21 protein-coding genes and 1 pseudogene are annotated in these 20831 nt (G+C 60.1%); 16 read left to right on the plus strand and 6 right to left on the minus strand.

Annotated features, from left to right (window positions below; all coding sequences use genetic code 11):
- From repA to repC, 3 genes are all read left to right on the plus strand, one after another.
- Entirely contained in the window at nucleotides 1–1188 is a 1188-nt protein-coding gene (gene repA / locus JZI28_RS23145; protein WP_375700414.1) for a plasmid partitioning protein RepA, read from the plus strand.
- The gene (gene repB / locus JZI28_RS23150; RefSeq protein WP_055296344.1) at nucleotides 1185–2201 is read left to right on the plus strand and encodes a plasmid partitioning protein RepB; all 1017 of its coding nucleotides are present in this window, start codon (nucleotides 1185–1187) and stop codon (nucleotides 2199–2201) included. Before repA ends, repB begins: the two co-directional genes overlap by 4 nt.
- Before the next feature lie 177 nt (nucleotides 2202–2378).
- Nucleotides 2379–3599, plus strand: coding sequence for a plasmid replication protein RepC (gene repC, locus JZI28_RS23155; RefSeq protein ID WP_375700415.1), 1221 nt, complete (start codon nucleotides 2379–2381; stop codon nucleotides 3597–3599).
- Between the two features lie 135 nt (nucleotides 3600–3734).
- Here repC and JZI28_RS23160 read toward each other — a convergent pair whose 3' ends face one another.
- Nucleotides 3735–4937, minus strand: coding sequence for a Fic family protein (locus JZI28_RS23160; protein ID WP_375700416.1), 1203 nt, complete (start codon nucleotides 4935–4937; stop codon nucleotides 3735–3737).
- Between the two features lie 277 nt (nucleotides 4938–5214).
- Here JZI28_RS23160 and JZI28_RS23165 point away from each other — a divergent pair, with 277 nt between their 5' ends.
- The 13 genes and pseudogenes from JZI28_RS23165 (at nucleotide 5215) to JZI28_RS23225 (ending at nucleotide 15399) form a co-directional block, all read left to right on the plus strand.
- On the plus strand, nucleotides 5215–5700 hold the full coding sequence (locus JZI28_RS23165) for a hypothetical protein (protein ID WP_375700417.1): 486 nt from the start codon (nucleotides 5215–5217) through the stop codon (nucleotides 5698–5700).
- Between the two features lie 40 nt (nucleotides 5701–5740).
- Nucleotides 5741–6386 (plus strand): annotated as a pseudogene (locus tag JZI28_RS23170) (ArdC family protein); the annotation flags it as partial.
- A gap of 176 nt (nucleotides 6387–6562) precedes the next feature.
- Nucleotides 6563–7810 carry a tyrosine-type recombinase/integrase gene (locus JZI28_RS23175; protein WP_375700280.1) on the plus strand — a complete coding sequence of 416 codons (1248 nt, stop codon included), beginning with the start codon at nucleotides 6563–6565 and terminating at the stop codon, nucleotides 7808–7810.
- Nucleotides 7807–8751 (plus strand): tyrosine-type recombinase/integrase, encoded by a 945-nt coding sequence (locus tag JZI28_RS23180; RefSeq protein ID WP_375700279.1) that lies wholly within the window; start codon nucleotides 7807–7809, stop codon nucleotides 8749–8751. Before JZI28_RS23175 ends, JZI28_RS23180 begins: the two co-directional genes overlap by 4 nt.
- Nucleotides 8751–9746, plus strand: a complete 996-nt coding sequence (locus JZI28_RS23185; RefSeq protein WP_375700305.1) for a tyrosine-type recombinase/integrase — start codon at nucleotides 8751–8753, stop codon at nucleotides 9744–9746. Before JZI28_RS23180 ends, JZI28_RS23185 begins: the two co-directional genes overlap by 1 nt.
- 62 nt (nucleotides 9747–9808) lie before the next feature.
- Nucleotides 9809–10159, plus strand: coding sequence for a zincin-like metallopeptidase domain-containing protein (locus tag JZI28_RS23190; protein ID WP_375700451.1), 351 nt, complete (start codon nucleotides 9809–9811; stop codon nucleotides 10157–10159).
- 23 nt (nucleotides 10160–10182) lie between these two features.
- Entirely contained in the window at nucleotides 10183–10392 is a 210-nt protein-coding gene (locus JZI28_RS23195; RefSeq protein ID WP_375700418.1) for a DUF6330 family protein, read from the plus strand.
- Between the two features lie 88 nt (nucleotides 10393–10480).
- Nucleotides 10481–10870 (plus strand): DUF3768 domain-containing protein, encoded by a 390-nt coding sequence (locus tag JZI28_RS23200; RefSeq protein ID WP_375700419.1) that lies wholly within the window; start codon nucleotides 10481–10483, stop codon nucleotides 10868–10870.
- Nucleotides 10871–11029: 159 nt separating this feature from the next.
- Nucleotides 11030–13012, plus strand: coding sequence for a ParB/RepB/Spo0J family partition protein (locus tag JZI28_RS23205; RefSeq protein ID WP_375700420.1), 1983 nt, complete (start codon nucleotides 11030–11032; stop codon nucleotides 13010–13012).
- A 72-nt stretch (nucleotides 13013–13084) separates the two neighbouring features.
- Nucleotides 13085–13678, plus strand: a complete 594-nt coding sequence (locus JZI28_RS23210) for a regulator (protein WP_092765105.1) — start codon at nucleotides 13085–13087, stop codon at nucleotides 13676–13678.
- A 99-nt stretch (nucleotides 13679–13777) separates the two neighbouring features.
- Entirely contained in the window at nucleotides 13778–14431 is a 654-nt protein-coding gene (locus JZI28_RS23215; protein ID WP_375700421.1) for a DUF6927 domain-containing protein, read from the plus strand.
- A gap of 126 nt (nucleotides 14432–14557) precedes the next feature.
- The gene (locus JZI28_RS23220) at nucleotides 14558–14884 is read left to right on the plus strand and encodes a type II toxin-antitoxin system PrlF family antitoxin (RefSeq protein WP_375700422.1); all 327 of its coding nucleotides are present in this window, start codon (nucleotides 14558–14560) and stop codon (nucleotides 14882–14884) included.
- A complete protein-coding gene (locus JZI28_RS23225; protein ID WP_375700423.1) occupies nucleotides 14881–15399 on the plus strand; it encodes a type II toxin-antitoxin system YhaV family toxin in 519 nt (172 codons plus the stop codon). The genes JZI28_RS23220 and JZI28_RS23225 overlap by 4 nt, the downstream gene beginning before the upstream one ends.
- 530 nt (nucleotides 15400–15929) lie before the next feature.
- Here the strand turns inward: JZI28_RS23225 and JZI28_RS23230 are convergent.
- From JZI28_RS23230 to JZI28_RS23250, 5 genes are read right to left on the minus strand one after another with little or no spacing between them, the layout of a single operon-like run.
- Nucleotides 15930–16631 (minus strand): VIT family protein, encoded by a 702-nt coding sequence (locus JZI28_RS23230; RefSeq protein WP_085310931.1) that lies wholly within the window; start codon nucleotides 16629–16631, stop codon nucleotides 15930–15932.
- A gap of 36 nt (nucleotides 16632–16667) precedes the next feature.
- On the minus strand, nucleotides 16668–17648 hold the full coding sequence (locus JZI28_RS23235; RefSeq protein ID WP_375700424.1) for an FAD:protein FMN transferase: 981 nt from the start codon (nucleotides 17646–17648) through the stop codon (nucleotides 16668–16670).
- Nucleotides 17629–19836: a PepSY domain-containing protein gene (locus tag JZI28_RS23240; RefSeq protein WP_375700425.1), complete on the minus strand. Its 2208-nt coding sequence runs from the start codon at nucleotides 19834–19836 to the stop codon at nucleotides 17629–17631. Before JZI28_RS23240 ends, JZI28_RS23235 begins: the two co-directional genes overlap by 20 nt.
- Nucleotides 19837–19848: 12 nt before the next feature.
- A complete protein-coding gene (locus tag JZI28_RS23245) occupies nucleotides 19849–20319 on the minus strand; it encodes a DUF2271 domain-containing protein (RefSeq protein WP_109384009.1) in 471 nt (156 codons plus the stop codon).
- A gap of 44 nt (nucleotides 20320–20363) precedes the next feature.
- Complete coding sequence (locus tag JZI28_RS23250) at nucleotides 20364–20729, minus strand: hypothetical protein (RefSeq protein ID WP_375700426.1); 366 nt, start codon at nucleotides 20727–20729, stop codon at nucleotides 20364–20366.
- Between the last annotated feature and the right edge of the window lie 102 nt (nucleotides 20730–20831).

The following is a 20831-nucleotide window of genomic DNA, read 5'->3' on the forward strand; positions in this document are numbered from 1 at the left end:
ATGAACAAGACTTTCGTGCATCAGGACCTGAACGCGGTCATCCGCCAGCATTCCGAGTGGCTGGCCAACCAGTTGCATTCGCAACGCGAGAGCCTGTTTCCCCCTGACGCCACAAAGGAAATGCGCAAATTCACCTCCGGCGAGGCGGCAGCGCTTCTTGGTGTGAACGACTCATACCTGCGCAAAATCAACCTTGATGGCAAGGGCCCTTCGCCTGAACTGACGGCCGGCAATCGTCGCCTGTATTCCGCGCAGGACATTCAGGCCCTGCGTATCCTGCTGGAAAAGACCGCGCGCAAGCCTGGAGACTATATCCCCGGACGGCGTGATGGCGATCACCTGCAAGTCATCGGTGTGATGAACTTCAAGGGAGGCTCGGGCAAAACGACGACTTCGGCACACCTTGCACAACGGCTGGCCTTGCGCGGTTATCGCGTCCTGGGCATTGATCTTGATCCGCAGGCCTCATTCACGGCGTTACATGGCGTACAGCCCGAATTCGATCTGACAGATGGCGGCACGCTCTATGACGCGATCCGCTATGACGACCCAGAGCCGATCCGCGCTGTCATCCGCAAGACCTATATCCCGAACCTCGACCTGATCCCGGGCAATCTGGAACTGATGGAGTTCGAACACGAAACGCCGCGTGCTCTTTCACAAGGCAACGCAGGCCTGTTCTTTTTCCGCGTGAAAGAGGCGTTGGCGCAGGTTGACGGCGATTACGATGTTGTGGTCATCGACTGCCCGCCGCAACTGGGCTTTCTCACCATGTCCGCACTTTCGGCCGCCACCGGCGTGCTGGTCACAATTCATCCGGAAATGCTCGACGTGATGTCGATGTCGCAATTTCTGCGCATGACGGCTGATCTAATGGACGTGATCGCCGAAAGCGGTGCGGACATGTCCCACGACTGGATGCGCTATGCGCTGACACGCTATGAACCTCAGGATGCACCACAAAACCGGATCGTCGCCTTTCTGCGCACCATGTATGGCGATGCGGTGCTCAACTCGCCAATGCTCAAATCCACGGCGATCTCCGATGCAGGTCTGACAAAGCAAACCCTATACGAAGTCGAGCGGAGCGCCTTTACCCGCACGACCTACGATCGCGCCCTTGAAAGCCTGAACGCGCTGAACGATGAAGTCGCTGTTCTTATTCAGAAAACGTGGGGGCGGTCATGACGAGTGGCAAGAAAAAACGGATGTCGATGCTCGACAATCTCGCGGCAGCCGGTGGCCCGGCCCCTACCCCTCAGGCTGGTGCCGCGACCCCTATGATGACGTCCAACCGCGCCCTGCGCTCGGCCCGTGATGCGGTCGATTCACATCATGTCTGGGAACTCGACCCGGCCAGTATCGTCGACGACCGAATGGCCGACCGGCTTGATCCAGCCGATGTACATGATCTGCGCGCCGCAATCGAGGCGAATGGTCAGACCGTACCAATTCTTGTGCGCCGGCACCCGTCAGAGGCGGACCGCTATCTGCTCGTCTATGGTCGCCGGCGGCTCGAGGCGATCCGCCAGTCAGACAAGGTCGCCAAGGTGCGCGCACTGGTTGCCAATCTGGATGATGACAGTGCCCTGCGTGCGCAGATTTCCGAAAACATGGCGCGCCGCGATTTGTCCTTCATTGAAAAGGCGATTTTTGCGCAAGAACTCGTATCGTCGGGTTTTGGAAATCAATCACAGGTTGCAGAAGTTCTGACCGTGACCAAATCTTCGGTGTCCATGGCCATCGCCATCGCCGACATGGTCGGTACAGACCTCATCCGCGCCATCGGTGCTGCACACGGCATCGGCCGACCCCGGTGGGAGGCCATGGGCCGTGCCATCGCGGACAACGACCTGGATCGGGGCAGCCTGATCCGCCTTGCTGAGGAAACCCATGGCAAGGCCGATGTGGCCATGGTGATTGATGCCGCACCTGCGACCGACGACCCCTCTGTGCAGGCGTTCGAGGCCGTGTCGAAGGTTGTCACAAGGTTAGTCAAACCGGCCAAGGCCCCCTCCCCTTCTGCTGCATCCAGTCAGCCGCTCAGGATTGGGGGCAAACGTGGCGGCACGCTCAAACGCACCGCCAAAGGGATCTCGATCGAGTTGCAGAATAGTAAGTTTGCCGACTGGGTAGAGTCTGAAGCCGATGATTTGATTGAAGAACTTCACGAACGCTGGAAGCAGCGTTCAGAAGACTGAGGAAGAGCAGAAACCAAAAACAGGAGGCACGAAAAAGCCAAAGAAAAGGTCCCGCAAAGCGACCGCCCTACGAGACCCTGACTTGTTCTTAGCACTCTCAAGTTAGTCTCGGACGCCGTTTTTCGCAAGTCTTAAGTGATTCGCGGACCGTGATTTCTTTGTCTTCGTGAATGTAAAATGGACTACACCCCCGTAACGCCTTTCAGGCGACCCATAAATGCTGCCATTCTGCACTATCAGGCAGCGGCGCAACAGGACCTCCCGCCTTCTGGCGTCAACAAATGGGAAGCACTTCGCGAACTCGCCGCTGCCCGTATCGCCTTCGGCTTGTCCGACCGTGATTTGAGCGTGCTTCAGGCATTGGTCAGTTTCCATCAGGCCACGATCGTTGGCGGGAACCATAGTGAAACTGTCGTGCATCCGTCCAACAAGGCTATTTGTGAGCGCCTGAACGGTATGCCCTGCTCGACCATGCGGCGGCATTTGGCGAACCTGGTGCAAACCGGTTTCGTCGTGCGTCGCGACAGTCCCAACGGCAAGCGTTACACGCGCCGATATGGCGACGAAAAGATCGCTTTCGGCTTCGATCTGGCCCCCCTCGCCCAACGCTTCGTCGAAGTGTGCGAAGCCGCAGAGGCTGTCCGTGCTGCGGAGGAGCGCTACAAGCGGCTTAGAACCACTGTAAGCCTCATGCGCCGTGATCTAGCGGGTCTCGTCGACTACGGCCGCTCTCTGCGCCCTGACCACGCCATCTGGGACCAGGCGTCCGACCTATGCGTCCTGACGGCGCGTGACCTTCGTCGCAAGCTCGACTTTGCAGAGTTGCAGCAGATGGAATCTACGTTGTCCGAAGGCCTCAACGCAATTAGGGACCTGTTGGAACCAGTGCAATCACAAGATATGAGCACCAATGAAGTCACAAATGAGCAGCACTATCAGAGTTCAAATAAAGACTCTTATGATTTTGAACCACGCTTAGAAAAAGCGCAGGGCGAGGGCAGCGCCTCCGATCCGGCGACAGCACTGGTTGCAGAGGGTAGTACTGATGAGCCTGTCTCGGTCGACAACAATCTACCTAGAATACCCCTCGGTCTCGTTTTGGCCGCTTGCTCTGAATACCGAACTTATGCTGAACGACCTGTGCGCCACTGGCATGATCTAGTAAGGGTTGCCGATGTAATAAGACCTATGATGGGCGTCTCTCCTTCAGCGTGGGATGAGGCCAAAAAGTACATGGGCCCGGAAGAGGCATCGGTGGTCATCTTGGCAATGTTGGAACGCTTCGGCGACATTCGGTCACCTGGTGGGTATTTGCGGTCGCTGTCTGCAAAGGCTGCGCTCGGTGAATTCTCCTGTGGTCCCATGATCATGGCCCTTATGAGAAAGGACGCTGCATGAAAAGTTCACAGCTGTGAACTCCGTCTTGTTTCGTCGCGCAGAAGACAGGTTCACAGCTGTGAACTCATTGCTTAGGGGATTCGTCCACTTTCTCCCTGGGCCCGCTTTCCTGCGCAGAGCGCGGACTAACGAAAATCACTCAGTCAGGTCACCATCTCCAAAAAGGTTTGGAAAGAGCCGCTCTCGATAGTCCAACGGAAACGCCAACCGAACTGGCGTCTTCGGCGAGGCGGACGTCAGGTATCCAGCGGCGGTCAGTTTACTCAGCGTGTTGCGAGCAGTACGCTCGGACGTCTTGAGGACAATCTGCGCGTCGCCTCGTTCCAGTGCCCCATGACGAAGAACCGCCGAGATTAGTTCCGGCGCTCGCTTGTCATCGATGGTATCTGCAACAAGACGACGATACCGCTGATCCAGTCCGCCGAGATCGAACAATCTTGCTGAGAAGGTGATCTGGTCGAGCGTCACCTTTAGGAACCATTCACTGAACGTCTTCAGTGCCGCTTCTGACAGGTTGCCGCGCCCGTCGCGGTCTCCGCGGCGTGGACTGTCGGCCAGATCCATCATCCGTTTGTACTCGCCCCGATCGGTTAGCCCGCGGGCCAGCCCACGTGATACGGACCAGAGCCCTTGGCCACCAATCCCCGCTGTGAGGGCCATGGCATGAGACATCAGTCTGCTGACACGGCCGTTGCCATCCGGGAAAGGGTGAATGTAGTTCAGCCGGTGATGTGCAGACGCGATCGCGATGATCCGTCCGCTCGAAGACCGCGCCGCAATCTGAAATCGTTTGTCGAAATGGTCCATGAATGCCGCGACGCGCGACGATGAAGGAGGTAGGTGGCGCCCGACCGCAACTTCCCGATCGTCATCCTGGCGCATGCGTCCCGGAACGATGGGTTCTTGTGTGCCGTCGGGATGTTCGATGACCCGAAACTCATCCGGCATCTCGTCGTAGAAGCTCTTATGGACCCAAGTCAGGAATTCGACGGATGTAGGGCGGGGCAGGGTGCCTATGCGATGCATCTCATCGATGGCCCGTTGAACGATGACGTGCGCCCGGGCCTCAAGGGCGAGAGGGCGGGTTTCTTCCTCAAGCTCGGCACCAGCCAGCGCCCTTTCGATGTCGCGGGGGCGCGTGTTGTGTCCTTCGATCAGGTTGGAGTAGTAGCAGTTCATCACACGGACGAGATCGGCAAGTTCGGCTGCGCTGTCAGGATGCAACCCTCGTCCCAGCCCGGTGGCTTCCCTCTGGATGTCGACCGAAAGGTCTGCCAGTTCTGTAGGAATATGCTCCTCGAAGAAGCAGGGTTCGATCCTGGCGGGTGTTTCCAGCATTTTGCCGATCTTCCATGTTTGCAAAGTAATTGAAAAATAAACACATTTCGTACTTTCAAGCAAGGTTTTGCCGATATGCGTTGCCGATCTTGGCTGCCGATCTAGAATTGCTGCATGAAATCAATGACTTCGGCAGATGTGCCGGGCGTTTCGGTTTTGTTGTGTGCCCAAAGGGGCCGGAAAAAGGGAAAGTGCCCTTCGGGTTTTGTGACTGACGGATGAGGGCCTTTGGGGTCCCTCAGATGGGTCCGGGCCGGGTTCCGGTCTGCCGTTCCTGATGAAGGACATTCCCATGCAAACAGGTGTCTTGCGCGTGTTGCGCGCGACCGCTGCCTCCTGGTGGCGGCATAGAGAGCTGCGCAGAACTGGCCAGACGGCGCTGGCACAGCGGCTCGAACGCCAGACCGTCCTGCGTGATCTCGGCTATCTGAAGCAGGCGGCGTCATTGCCAAACGCGCATGTGATCTGCGGGGATGGTGGGACGTTCCTCCATCTCGGCTGGACCACCGTGTCGACCTTCGCGCCGATCGAGCGCTTTCCCTTGGCCGCCCTCGCGGTCGCACGAGGAACCCCGTTCATCGATATCCGACCCATCAGTGACGTCATCGCCTTCGCGAACTTGCCGTGCGTGGCGCGGGACGGATCGGTTGACCCTGACCCTTGCGGTCCTGGCAGGTCCGTCTCGCTGACCACCTACATCGACATGGTCGAAGCCCTCGGTGCCAGGATCGCCAACGATCCGCGCCCCCGCCAGTCAACCTGATCACCAATCCCTCTCACCAAAACTCGAAAGGAGGCCAGCCATGGCCCGATCCCGCACGCCCAAATTCGATGCCTCCGAGGTCATCACAAACGAAATCATCCGCATTATCGAGCGCGGCGTCCTGCCGTGGCGCAAGCCCTGGACCGCAGGTGGCAGCTCTCGTCCCCTGCGCGTGGGCGGTGAACCCTACCAGGGAGTGAACAACTTCCTGCTGACCATGCGGACCGTGATGGCGGGCCACAGCTCTCCCTTCTGGATGACGTTGCCGCAAGCCAATGCGTTGGACGCAAAGGTCCGTAAGGGCGAGAAGTCTGCTGTCGTCGTTTATTACGGTCAAAGCCGGAAAGACGCGGGCCGCGAGGACGACCGCAGCGACGGGGATGATCGCTCCGAGGAAGCCCGCATCTTCCGCTTCCAGAAATCCTACCGCGTGTTCAATGCCTGCCAGATCGAGGGCTTGCCCGACAGCTTCTTCCCCGACCCGGAGCCCGCGCCCGAGCATCCGCCGTCCGAGCCCATCCCGCACATGCAGGCGTTTTTCGATGCCATCGACATCACGACCGTCTTCACGGGCACGGAGGCGTACTATTTGCCGCCCGTGGACAAGGTCTACATGCCGTCCATTACGCGGTTCCAGGACCCACGCAATTTCTACGGGGTCTGGGCGCATGAGCTGGCCCATAATGCCGCGCTTCGGATTATGCCGCACTTGTTCGGACGAGGGCTTGTTTCCTACGGTTCTTGTCGTTTTCCGGCTGCATAAGACTGTAGTTCAGAACCGCCATGTGAGCGTGGCGAACTGCGCAATTGGGGCCGGCGATCTGCCATTGGTGCAACCTTCAACCACATGAAGGAAACACTCATGAGAAATGACACACCATCAGGCCAGACAACGAAGCGAGAACAACAAGTGGGCAACCATGCCGGTCGCTTTGCCCTACAGATCGAGGCTGAGGGATACAGTCTCCGCTCCATCGCCAATTACAGGGCCACAGCCGATGCGCTTTGGGCAGCGATGCAGTCCGCAAACCTCGGTCCAGCTGACCTGACCGACAATCGCATGGAACGACTGACGGTGCCGATCATCGACGCCGCGTCTGTGAAAGACAAAAAACACTGTCGGTACCGCGTCAATCGGTTCAGGGATTACCTGGTTGAGAATGCGAGCGCACCGCCGCGTTCAGCGCCGCCCCTCGACATGTCTCCGAGGGCAGTGCTGAAACGTGAATACGAAACCTACCTTCGCAGTCAGCGCGGCTTGTCTCAGGACACGATCTATCACTGCCTGCGGTTTTGTGACCGGTTCCTGACAGCGAAGTTCAGCACCGGTTTGGGTGATCTGAATACGATCAAACCCGGTGACATCACCGGGTTCATCCTTCGACTGCGTGAGGCGCAAAACGCGCCACGCGACAAGACCGGCCCGTCACATCTGCGTAATCTGTTCCAGTTCCTGTTCTGGAGCGGCAAGACGGAGCGCAACCTGAGCAACGCCGTGCCAAAGGCGCGGCAGCCGAAACCGACAGGCATTCCGAGGTATCTGGAGCCGGAACAGGTCAACCGGCTCATTGAGGTGGTGCGCGGCCACAAGAAAACGGGCCGACGCAACTATGCAATGCTGATGCTGATCGCCCGGCTGGGCCTACGGCCCCCAGAGGTGACGGCGATAGAACTGGACGATATCGACTGGCGCGCCGGTGAAATCCTGATCCGCGGCAAGAGGCAGTTGCATGATCGGATGCCGATGTCGGCGGAGGTTGGTGAGGCGATTGTCGATTACATCAAGAATGAGCGCCGGGGCCCGGACCGCGCGCTGTTTGTGTCGGTGAAACCGCCGTTCAAGAGGTTCAAGGACGCTCAAATCCTTCGCTGGATTTTGCGGGATGCCTATGACGCGACCGGCATCTGTCCGCCACAAGCCTATATCGGCACGCACATTCTGCGGCACAGCCTAGCCACCGACATGCTGCGAAAAGGTGCGTCGCTGGCCGAGATCGGGGATGTGCTGCGACACCGATCTGCGATGACCACTACAATCTATGCGCAACATGATGTCGATGCTTTGCGCTCGATCTCGCGTCCCTGGCCGACGGCGGAGAAAATACAATGAAGACGCTTTCTCAACGACTTGACGAGTATCTGGTTCTTCGGCGTTCGATGGGTTTTGATCTATCCTTCGATGAACGGGTCCTCCGCAAGTTCGTCAGCTTTGCCGACGACAACGGGTTCCAAATCATCTCGACGACCTTGTTCCTTGATTGGAAGGCAAACTACGGCAGCGCGGACAACAACACTTGGTCTCATCGCCTTGGTATGGTGCGCAGGTTTGCCTTCTGGCTTGCGGAGCACGATAATCAGACCGAAATCCCGTCCAGCCAACTTGTCACAGGCCGATACCGACGACGGGTGCCCTACATTTACGCGCCCAGTCAGATCGCAGACCTTGTCGCCGAGGCCGGTCGGCTGCCGTCACCCTATGGCCTTCGGGCTGCTTTATGGCAGACTCTGTTCGGCTTGATCGCGGTGACGGGCATGCGGGTGAACGAAGCTTTGTCTCTGGATCAGAAGGACGTCGATCTTGACCGCGCCGTGCTAACGCTCAGAAACACGAAGAATGGCAAGGATCGTCGGCTGCCCGTCAACGGTGATACCGCCCATCGGCTTGCCCGCTATGCCGAGTTGCGGGATCGGCTGGTCGCGCAGCAATCGCCGCGGTTCTTCATCAAAGAAGATGGCGACCCGGCGGGAGATTGCGGGGCACGCTACAGCTTCGCGCAGGTCAGTCGAAATATCGGCCTTCGATCGCCGCAAGCCTTCAACCGCCACGGCCATGGACCACGCATCCATGATTTGCGGCACACATTTGCCGTCCACACCATCCTGGACTGGTTCCGCGATGGCCGGGACATCGAGGCCGAAATGTACAAGCTCAGCACCTATCTCGGCCATTCCGAGCCCAAGCATACATTCTGGTATATCGAAGCCGTGCCCGAGCTGATGCAGTTGGCGGCAGAGCGGGCCGAACGACGGGTACTGGAGGGCGCATCATGATCGCGACCTACCCATTGCCCATCTACGTGCAACGGTTCTTCACCGAACGGCTGTTGACCCAGATGCAGGCCAGTCCAAACACGATCGCCAGTTATCGCGACACCTTCCGGCTCTTGCTGAAATACGCGACAGCAGAGACCAGGTTGCCGCCGACTGAGCTGCATGTAGCCCACATCGATGCCGACATCATCGGGCGGTTCTTGACCTTTTGCGAGGAGAAACGCGGCAACAGCGCGCGAAGCCGGAACACGCGGTTAGCAGCGATCCGTTCGTTCTTCAAATATGTCGCGGGCTGTGAACCCCAGTTGTTGCATCATTGTCAGAAGGTGCTGGCGATGCCTTCCAAACGGCATGAAAAACGCGTCGTGGACTTCCTGACCCGTGACGAGATGGAGGCCTTGCTGAAGGCACCTGACCAGACGACCTGGTTTGGGCGGCGTGATCGGGTGTTGCTCCTCACGATGCTTCAAACAGGCCTGCGCGTATCAGAGATGATTGGCCTTCGTATTGGCGATGTCGAGCTTGGCACCGGAGCGCATCTCAGATGCATGGGCAAAGGCCGAAAGGAACGCGCAACGCCGCTTCGGACAGACAGTCGGGATGCATTGAAGGCATGGCTTGCGCAGTGCCGGACTGAGCCCAGCGATCCCCTGTTCGCAACCATCCGTGGCAGGCCGCTCAGCAGAGATGCGGTTGAGCGAATTGTTCGAAAACATGCGGCCACCGCCGCCTCGACCAGCTCGACGTTCAGATTGAAGCGCGTCACACCGCACGTCTTGCGCCACACCGCTGCAATGCAGCTTCTACAGAGCGGTGTTGATCGGACAATCATTGCCCTTTGGCTGGGCCATGAATCGATTGAGACGACACAGGTCTACATCCACGCCGATATCGAACTGAAAGAAAGGGCGATGGCTCTGACAAAGCCGGTTGACCAGATGGGTGGTCGATATCGACCGGGTGACGAACTCCTGGCATTCCTCGAAGCGCTCTGAATTATGCCGACGCGCCGCGCCGATCTAACTGAAACGCAACTGGTCGTTTGGATCGGCGCGGCATAATCCGAAGCGCGGCATTATGGGCCTTATGCCGATGTCGGCATAAGGCCCATGCCACAAAAGCCCCGCATCGGCTGAACCGTGACTTCGGGTTCTCGAAGTTTGGCAACACATCCTATGCGCGCGAGGAGATCGTCGCGGAATTGACCTCGGTGTTCCTGGGTCAGACGCTCGGCTTCACGGCCCATACGCTCGAGATGAATGCGGCCTACCTGCACAACTGGTTGCGCGTTCTTCGGTCGGACAAGTGTGCGATCTTCAAGCACGCCGCGGACGCGCAGCGCGCCTGTGATTATCTGATCGCCAGATCGGAGGTGGGCAGGGCAGGTCGCAGTGCCGAGGCCGCCTGACCGCACGGAGAACGCAGACACCCATGTCACGTAGGGAACCCAAAATGCTGCGGGTGGCCTGCTTCAACGACGGCCGCCGCAAGATCATCACCTTCAAGCGCGGTGCCTATTGGTGGAGCGCTGCCGAGGGCGCTTATCCGCTCTCGGCAGCGCTCGAGAGCATCAAAGAACAAGGCGGCTGGATCGAAACCATCCCCAACCCGAATTACAGACCCAAAGGGCTGTTCGGGTAGGGCGCCTTCGGCCTCGATTCATCCGCCAAGCGGAAAAGAAAAAGCGGGCTTTGAGAAGGGTGTTTCAAACCTCTCAAAGGAGATCCCCATGTCCATGAATGTTCAACCCCAGCCAGACCGTCCGGATCCAAGCGTGATCGCGGCGCAAAACGACGCGTTTCGAAAGCTCGCGTGCCTCGGAGTGGCGCCCGCCCAGCCCACCCAGGGCCGAATGCATGTCACCCGCTCGCTTATGGAGGCCGGTGACGGCTTCATGGCCGAGGCGGTAAAGGCCACCGGTGCGTTCGATACATTCGAGCCTGAGAATGATCCCGAGGGATGGCACGATTTTGGCGCGGTCGAGATCCGGGGCGAGACCGTGTTCTGGAAAATCGATCTGTATGAAGCGGATTCCGACTTCCGCTATGGGGCTGAGACCCCGGACAATCCCGCCACCACCGTCCGCGTGCTCACCATCATGCTGGCGCGCGACTGGTAGAAGGGCAGGGGACGCCTCCCCGTGACATCTCAGACGACTAAGGCCAGCTGCCCCCAAAAAAGGCAAAGCGGGCCTTTTTTCGTGGTGATCCCCGAAGCCGGGGATTGGTCCCGCGCGTAGAGGCGCGGGCCACACCTAACCCATCTGGAAGGATATCCCATGACCACAAGTTTTGCCCCCCTCACCGTCGCCATCGGCGATCTGGTCCCGCATCCCGCCAACGTGCGCAGCAACTCCCCGGAAACTTATGAGCCCGAGAACATCGCGCATCTGAAGGCGAGCATCGCTGTGCTGGGCCTGCTCCAGCCGCTTCTTGTCCAGAAGCTCGACGGCAAGTGCGCCGTCCTCGCCGGCGGCCGGCGCCATGCAGCCCTGAAGGAGCTGATCGCCGACAATGCCAGCAAGGGGTTCACTGCGAAAACCAAGGTCGACTGTCGGCTTGTCCCTGACGACTGCGACGTCACCACTGCCCTGTCGCTCGCCGAGAACATCACCCAGGCGCCGATGAACGCCATCGACGAGTTCGAGGCTTTCGCCCGGATGATGGAAGTCGACGGCCAGACGCCCGAGACGATCGCAAAGACCTTCGGTACCACGGTGGCCGCCGTGAAAGGCCGGTTGCGCTATGGCCTGATCCACCCCGACATCCGCGCCGCGGCCCGGGCCAAGGTGATCACGCTCGACACGATGAAGGCCTTTGCGGAGCATCCGAGCCAGGAGGTGCAGCGCGAAGTCTTCGAGGCGCTCACCAAGGAAGATAGCTACCTGCAGGCCTATACGGTCCGCCAGGCGCTCAAATCCCGCGGCGTGCAGGTCAGTGACGATATCGGGGCCTTCGTGCGCGCGGACTACGAGGCGCGCGGCGGCGCTGTCGCCGCTGACCTTCTGGAAGAGCATTCCGTGCTCGAGGATGCGGCACTGGTCGAGACCATCCTGCTCGAGAAGCTCGGTGCCGCCGCCGAGGAGGCCCGTATGAGGCTGGGCTTTGCCTGGGCCGATGCGATGGTGCGCTATGATTACGCGACCATGGCCGACTACGGCCGCGTCTATCCCGGCCCGATCGAGCCCGACGAGACCGCCCGGAAGCGCATCGATGAGATCACCGCCGAGCTTGAGAAATTGCAGCTCGAGATGGAGGATGAGGGGCTCGAGGACGCTGCCTACAATGCCCTCTACGACCGCGTGGACGCTCTGGAAGAGGAAGCGCGCGATCTGCAGGAGGCCTACAGCGCCGAGGACCTAGCGCGGTCTGGGGTGATCGCGTCGTGGCAGGGTGGGCAGATCACGCTCCATGTGGGCCTCGTCCGCCCGGAAGACACCGTCAAAGAGGAGGGCGCGCTCGGCTCCTCGGCTAGCCCGACTGGGGATGAGGCCCCTGACCCGGACGAAATCACCTATCCAGCCTCACTGGCTGAGGACCTCAAGACCGAGCGAGCCATGGCGCTTGGGGCCGCGATGGCGCTGCATCCGGAAGCCACACTCGATCTGACGCTCTTCAAGCTGGTCAGTGACGTTCTGGCCAGCGGCATGAGTGTCACGCAGGCGATCAAGATCGATGCCCGCAAGGAATACCGCAGCCATGCCAAGATGGACGAGATCGACGAGACCTCGCTCGAGCAGGTGGCGGCGGCGCATGATGCGCTTGATCTCTCCTGGCTCGATGACACCCGCGCGCCCGCCGATCAGTTCGCGGCGTTTCGCGCGCTGGAGGCAGGCGAGAAGGCCAAGCTCGTCGCCTTTGCAACCGCCAGCACCACGCAGTCCTGCTTCGCGCGGGACCGCCAGCGCGACAGCCTGATGCATGCGTTCGAGATCGAGATCCTGCCCGACATCCGCGCCCACTGGACGCCGAATGCGGCGCTCTTCAACCGCTTCAAGAAGGCCTGGCTGCTGAAGATCCTCGGTGAGGATCTGGGTCTGGCCCAGGAGGCGGTGACGCTGGCCTCGTCGAGCAAGAAGGAGATCGTCGCCTTTTGTGACAAGCTCTTCGCCGAACCCTTCGCCACACTCACGGACGCGCAGCGCGCTGCCGTGGCCGCCTGGTGCCCCCCGATGATGCAGACCGCCGGTGTCGCCTTTGACGAGGCGGAACCCACTGCGGAAACCCCGGAGCCTGACAGCGAGGTCGCGCAAGCGGCCTGAGTCCTCACGCGATCCGCGCGAGGCGTTCCCCGCGCGGGTCGACCATTCCACACCCAACGGAAAGACATCCCCATGGCTATTCTCAAGTTCTCTGCCTCCGCAGTAGCGGCGCAGATAGCCCATGCGCGCGCCTGCAAAACCTTCCTGCCCAACTGGAACGGGCCCGTGGACAGGCCGGCCCTGATCCTCATCGTCGGCAATGGTGTGCATCTGCGCTCGAACGGCATCGATGGGACGACCACCCGCATTGTCACAACCGAACAGGCCGATCCCTCCTTCGCCTTCGCCGACGGCATGAACCCGTTTCGGGATACCGACTGGATGGCGCAGCGCCGCATGGCGTTTCGCGATCTGACCGGTCAGTTCTACACCGACATCCTCGACGATGTGCAGGTGCTCATCGACCGGGGGCGGGGGGCCATCCGGCTCGCCACCGATGGTCACAGCATCCGCGTCTTCGTGCGCCGGGCCTCGGATTATCTCATCGGCGGGACCTACGAGGTGCCGTCAGGCCTCGGCGGCACCTTCCGGGTCATCCTCAAGGATGCCTGCGATACCTTCGCGATCGTGCAGAACTGCGGCAATTGCGAGGATTTCGACGCGATGCAGCCCTACCGCGTGCCGCTCGATGCGCTCATGGAGCTCGATGATCGGAGGGCGGCGTAACGCGCCCTTTCTCAGACTCGCATCGCCAATACCCTGCCGCGCTTCGCGCTCTCGGGACATTGGCGACACATAATTCCTCCAGAGAGAAAGGACTCTGAAATGGGATGGCTTTTCTACACCGACCGCCGTGTCCAGACCTACGCGGATGAGAAAGCGGAAATCGCCCGGCTCTGCACCTCTCATGGCGATACGCGCAGAACCGAACTGGTCAAGGCATGCAAGGTCGGCTTCACCTGGTACGCGGCGGCAAAGGTCACAAGTATCGACGGCTCGCCAGTCGAAGACACGACCTATGTCACCGATGCGGATGGCTCCATCACTTTCGGGGCTGTCTTCCTCACCCGACACGATGACGGCTGCTGGGGCTACAAGGACATGGAGGAAAGCGCTGGCCCGAACGAGTCTCGTGCGCCGCTCAACCTTCTGGCGCTGCTCTCCGAATTGAAAGACCCAGACAGCTATGCTCATGCCTGGCGTCAGCGCTGCCGGGATTGGGCTGCGATCCCGGACTATGAGGAAGGCGACAAGATCAGGCTCGCCACGCCTGTGACGCTCACCGATGGCAGCACCTGCCAGGTCGTCACCGCGACCCACTACAGGCGGGGGCGGCAAAAACGCCGCTGCTACCGCATCGAGGAAACCGGCGGGCTCGTTCGGCTCTCGAAGGCCTCGCTTGCCGGCTCGGAGCTGCTCAGCTCCGCGAAGGGCGCGGCCAGTCCTGTGCTGGCGGAGTTCCTGGCGGGGCGAGAATAGGTGCTGCGCCGGACAGTTGATCGACCTGCCCGGGGACAGCAGATCCTGCGGCTTGTCTTGACAGGGCAATGCAAATGCATTACCTATCGCAGGCAGCAAAGACCCCCATTCTTTCAGGAGACTGCCATGACAGCGCTCGCACAAGATGTCTCGAAACTCACGGATCGATATCAGACGACCGTGCCGGCGGGTGTGCGCAAGCAGCTCAAGCTGGGCAAGGGCGACCAGATTCGCTACTGTACCGAGCCGAGTGGCAGGGTCTATATCGAGCCCGTGCGCGGCGACGAGGAAGATCCCGTGCTCGGAGCTTTTCTCGATTTTGTCGAGGCCGATATCAAGGCGCATCCGGACCGCATTCGGGCGTTCGATGGGGCTTTGCATGACCGTCTTGCAGCACTGGTCGGAGACGTTGACGTCGATCTCGATGCGCCGCTATCGCTCGAGGATGAATGAGCGGCGATAGCGTGCCCGCCCAAGCGCCCCTTGTCGTAAACGGGTGGTCGATTTATGCGCATCCGCTCTTTCTGGACCAGCTCGAAGGGCTGACCCTGGAGGTCGAGGCGCGTAAGGCACGCGATCCCAAGACCTGGCACAAGAAAAATTCCACGAAACGGCTGGCCGCCATCTTCAAGCTGGTGACCGAGGCCATACCGGCGGATCCGGGTGCCGCAGCCTTCCGGCAAGGCGGCACACTCGGCGATCACCGCAAGCACTGGTTCCGGGCGAAATTCTTCCAGCAGCATCGGTTGTTCTACCGGTTCAACAGCGATGCGAAGGTCATCGTGGTAGCCTGGGTGAACGACGACAAGACCCTGCGCGCCTATGGCAGCAAGACGGATGCCTATGCGACGTTCAAAGGGATGCTGGAAGATGGCAATCCACCTGACAATTTCGACGCGCTCTTGAAAGAAGCAGCGGCGGCGAACAAGCGGTTCGAAACTTCCCTTGATGCGGTGCCTGACCGGTAAGTGAGATCGAATGCCGGAGGGGGCGGAAACCCTCGTTAAGGCTGCCAGTAAGGGGGTCGTTCTGCGTTTCAATCTCCCTTCACCATTCGGCCGAGTGAAATAGGCGACATTGGTTTATCACATGGCTGGTAGGTGAAATTCTCAGAAGTCCCAGCATATCAGTACACCTGCCGTTCGCTGCATCGTGTACGAACTGGTAAGATGCGGGACAAAGGATGAATTCGCTGCAACTGCAAGTTTGGCAGCAATACCATTCATTGCGGAAGTTGACTCTGCGTGTCTGAAGTCAGCACGTTTTGGACAGATTTGAGGATTAGAACAGCGGCTGAGTTATGGTTCATCATCGTTTTCAATGAGTGAAGCTGAGCAAGACCATCCGCCGGAAGAAAACATCCGCATTGATTTCAAAAAAGATATCGAACCGGATGTACTTCGCTAAACCTCAACTACCTTGGGTTTTGCTGCCTTGTATATCCGAAATCACCAAGGCTTTTGAGCGATAGCGTGTCTTCGCTATGGGGACGAAATTTTTAGCCAGCTGCAACCCCGAAAACCGTACCCACAATAGCAGTCGCGGCCATGGCAAGCGCCCCCCAGAATGTCACGCGTACGGCCCCCTTGATGATCCCAGCTCCTCCAGCAGATGCGCCAAGCCCACCCAGAACGGCCAACGCAACAAGAGTTGTCACAGCGACGACCGAAGTGATCTGTGCCGTTGGCGACAGCGCGGCCATGATCAGGGGCACAACCGCGCCAAAGCTGAAGGTAGCCGCAGAAACAAGGGCTGCTTGAATGGGATGCGCTACGACTGTCTCTGATATCCCAAGCTCATCGCGCACATGCGCGCCCAATGCATCCTTCTTGGTCAGTTGAACAGCAACCTGGCGTGCGAGCGTTTCATCCAGCCCGCGCGCAACATATATCCCGGTCAATTCCTCCAACTCAGCCTCAGGCGTTTCCGCCAACTCCTTGGTTTCGCGCGCGATATCTGCCTGCTCCGCATCGGTTTGCGAACTGACCGAGACATATTCACCTGCCGCCATGGACATGGCACCCGCTACAAGCCCCGCAAGTCCAGCGATCAGAATCTCGGGGCGTCCCGACCCCGCAGCGGCCACGCCGACCACGAGGCTCGCCGTCGAGACAAGGCCGTCATTTGCACCAAGGACCGCGGCCCGCAGCCAGCCGATCCGATGCACCATATGGGTTTCCGAGTGTGTCAAGCGGCTCATGATGCTTTACCTTTTCGTTCAGTTTGATTTGGAAACCTATCGATCAAGTCCCGAAATGCCCTCTGACGGCTGTTCCGAAAACAGGCGACCAACGGCTTTGCTGTGAAAGCCGTTCTGGTCATCGCGCACCAGAAACAGCACATCCAGTCCACGTTGCTCGGCTAGCGTCGCCCCTGCATCAACCCCAAGAACCATCAGCGCAGTGGCCCATGCATCGGCTTCGGCACAGGTCTGCGCGACCACGGTCACCGAGGCGGGCGGCGCAAGGAGCGGCGCACCTCGTGAAGGGTCCATGGTATGCGACAGCCGGCGGCCCTGCACTTCGACCCAATGGCGGTAATCGCCCGACGTGGCGACGGCGGCGTCTTGTAATGCAAGCACCGAATACGGCGCGCGGCGCGCAGGGTCAGGTGCTTCGACGGCGATGGTCCATGGCGAGCCATAAGGCCGCAACCCCACCGCGCGCATTTCACCGTCGATCCCGACCAGAGCCGCCGGAATACCGAGCGCAACCAACGTATCAGCCAGACGGTCAACCCCATATCCCTTGGCGATACCGTTCAAATCCAGTGTAATATCGGCGGTCTTGCGGACACGGGCGCCAGCAACATCAATCTCGAGCGCAGTCTCAACTCGACTACGCGCCATCGCAGCCCTGATGTGCGTAGGGTCGGCTTCATCCGCGCCGAAACCCCAAGCCGCCACCGCATCACCAAGCCCCATGTCAAACGCCCCGCCAGAGGCCCGCCCGACATCGCGCCCGAGCACCAAGACATCCAGCAACCGCGCTGGGACCGCCTGCCATACGCCGACAGGTGCCGCATTCAGGCGCATCAGGTCGCTGTCGGGTTTCCACGTGGACATCTGTGCGTCCACTTCATCCACTGCAGTCTGTAGCGCCCCGCGCGCGGACTCCGGATCAAAGCTTGGGTCTGCATGGAACTGCGCTGACCAGCGCGTGCCCATTGTTGGCCCATGCAGCGCGTAGCGAGTTGGATCAGTAGACATCTTCGACATAGCGGCCCTCTGCCCTCAACGCCTGCGGCGTCAGTCCCATTGGTTTCAGAATATCAGCCAGCGCATCCGTGACGCCGGTCGCCATGCCGCGCCCGCCGCAGACCATGATGCGTGCTCCGTCTCGGATCAGGCGGGCCACTTCGGTCCCTTCAGCACGCAGCGTGTCCTGCACGTAGCTTGGGTTGGCCGCGCGAGAGACCGCGGTGTCCAGACGGGTCAGACGACCCTCGGTCTGCCAATCTGCAAGGTCTTGCCCGTACAGAAAGTCATTCTGTGGATGGCGCATGCCAAAGAACAGGTGAATAGGACGATGTCGTTTGTTGCCACGAATGAACCCCGCCAGCGGGCCGATGCCCGTGCCGGCACCGATCAGGATCAGAGGCGCGCGGCCCTTGCCCGGTTTGAAGCCGGGATTGCGACGGATATATCCCTTGGCCGTATCCCCTGGCGCAAGCTGCGTCAGTTGCGCAGAACACAGCCCGCTTGGCTGACGCTTCACGACGATCTCGACGAACCCGTCGCGCCGGTCAGAAGCCAGAGAATACAGACGCGGGATTGCGGAACCTTCTGGCACGATACCCAAAAGGTCACCCGCCTCAAACCGGGCAAAGCCTTGCCCTGTCAATTTTTGCCAAAGTGTCACGCGTGGCAGTGCAAAGCGCAGGATTGCGGTAGGTGCCTGCATTTCCGCCCCGTAGTCGCGGCGCGAAACCAGGGTCAGCATCTCGGTTGGGGGCACAATGGGCTGGTGGACCAGTTCAAGGTTAATGCCAAGCGCCTGACCCAACAGACGCCCCCAGCGCGCGAAATCCTGCGGCGACTGGCGGTCGATGGTGTCGAAGGGCAAAAGCATGTTCCAGCCCCGCGTTTTAGCCATTTCCGCAACCCTTTGGGCGTAGCCGCAATACTCCGGATAGCTGCGATCGCCAAACCCAAGCACTGCAATCGGTGCTGCGGGCGCGGTTCCCAGCGCTTTCAGACGATCAAGGAACCCTTTGGCGGTTTCCGGCGCATCGCCGTCGCCATAGGTTGCCGCAAGGATCACGAACCGCTGTGCCTTGGCGTGGTGCGCCAGATCAAAGTCGGACATTGGCCCGACATGCACTGTTTGCCCTGCCGCTCTCAGCGCCTGATGAAGCGTCGCCGCAAAACCCCAGGTGCTGCCCCCTTCGCTACCTACCAGAAGGATCGTTTCCGCCTTGGCGGCAGGCAGGTTGCCGGGAATGCGCGGTCTGCTGCGTCGTCCTGCCAGCCAGACAAGGACACCCGTGACCCCCAACACTGGTACGCCCAGTGCCATCAGTCCTAGGAGGATCCCAAGAAAGGCCGCCCCCTGACCGGTATGCAGCATGTAGATCGTTTCCGACACATTTTCCCAACCGGTCAGATCGGTCCAGCCCAACGCCGCACCTGTCCCCTGATCCAGATATCCTCTGCCCTGATCCGTCTTCAGGGTGAAGACGTCGCTGGCATCGCCCGGATAGGGAAAGTTCAGTTCGCGCAGTTCGGCCACAGGGGTCTGTCCCAGCAACTCGATGGATGTAATCGATATTCCAGTCTCGCCGCTGACATCATTCGGGAAAGCCGGTGCGGATGACGTGATGGGAAGCAGGTCGAAGGTCGAGGCCGACATCCAAAGCGCCGTCATCGACGATAAGGCAAGACCCAGAACCGCGACGCGCGCAATCTCGACATGCAGTCGTCCTGACAAAGGGCCGCGCAAAGGCGCGAACCAGCGCCGCCAGCCTCCGGCACGGCGCGCAACGAGGACAGACCCCGAAACGGAAAGGATCAGCATCGCCGCCGCACCAAGGACCATGGCAATCCGACCGCCATAACCCAGAAACAACGACCGGTGCAGGTTGGTCAGCCAGCGCTCGACCTGATTGGGGTCGGCAGACCCCACGCCCGCGCCCGTCGCCGGATCAATCACCGCCGCCCCCGGCGTGCCATCCAAAAACCAATATGCCGTGATCTGACCCGGCGGGGACCGCCGGATCTGCTCGACACCGGGATAGGCGGTCTGGATGCGGGCCGCGAGCGTCGCCACGCTCAGCCCGGTTTCCGCCTGCGGCGCGGTCAGGCGCTCTGCCGCCGGAAAGACCGAAAGCGCAGCCCCACTCAGCGTCAGAACAATGAGAAGGGCAGCGGCCAGAAGACCCGGCCAACGGTGCAAAGCGCGGATCATCGCCGGGCCTCCTTACATGTCGTAGGTGAAATCAGCGATGTAGCGGCGCCCTGTGATCGGCGTGCCTGCACCGCCTGTCGTCAGGGGCACCGCGACCTCGTTCGGGCTGTCGCGCATGTCCTCGACGGCGGCGTCGATATGAAGAGTATAGCCCGCATCAAACAGCGCATCAGCCAGATCAAGCGTGATTTCAAGCGTCCGTCCGGCCCCGACACTGGCCCCGGTGATCCCGTTGATTTGTGCGGTGTCACCGGCGGTGGCCCGGTACCACTCGCTCAGGTGTTCATAGTATTTCGACTTGCCGCCAGCCATCCAGAGGCTGCCAGCGTAGGCCCCCGCGGCATCAGTGACATAAAGCGCAAGATAGGCCCCATCGCCTCCGTAATTGTTCATCGTCGTGGTCAAGGTCACCGGACGCGCCATTGCGAGTCCGGGGAGCGTGAGCGCCGTGGTCAGCGCCAGTGTTGCAAGAAGTGATTTCATGGGGAATGTGCCTTTCTAAGGACATGGGAATGTAAGGATAAGCGTCAATTCATTTGAACGACTGGCGGAGTGCCATTGCCGAACAGGCCATTTTGCGGCGGAGGGGTGGTGCCTGCGGGTGCTGCATTGCGGGCGCTGTTGCCGCAATCTTCATCTTCATCTTCATCTTCATCGTCGTCGCAGTCATCATCATCGTCGTCGTCTTCATACCGCGCGCCATTGTGATATTCGCGGTCGTCATCATCATCGCTGCTGGCAAAAATCAGCGGCATGGCGTCCTGATCGGCTTCGAGAACTGCTGCGAAAGGTAGAAATTCGCTATTGCTTGTGCGCATCGCGCTCCAGGCCGGTGCGGTGATGGCTGCGGATAGCGCGGTTGTTGCTGCAAGAAGGGCGAGTGTCTTTTTCATGGTCATGTCTCCGTTTGTGTGCTGAGAACAATCTGGAGACACCACCTGAGGTCTTCCTGACGTGACACGGTTTTTTGCTTCAGCTTGCCGTCAGAAAGACGT

Origin of the sequence: Pseudophaeobacter sp. TrK17 (genome assembly GCF_042192375.1) — a bacterium.
Lineage (GTDB): Bacteria > Pseudomonadota > Alphaproteobacteria > Rhodobacterales > Rhodobacteraceae > Pseudophaeobacter.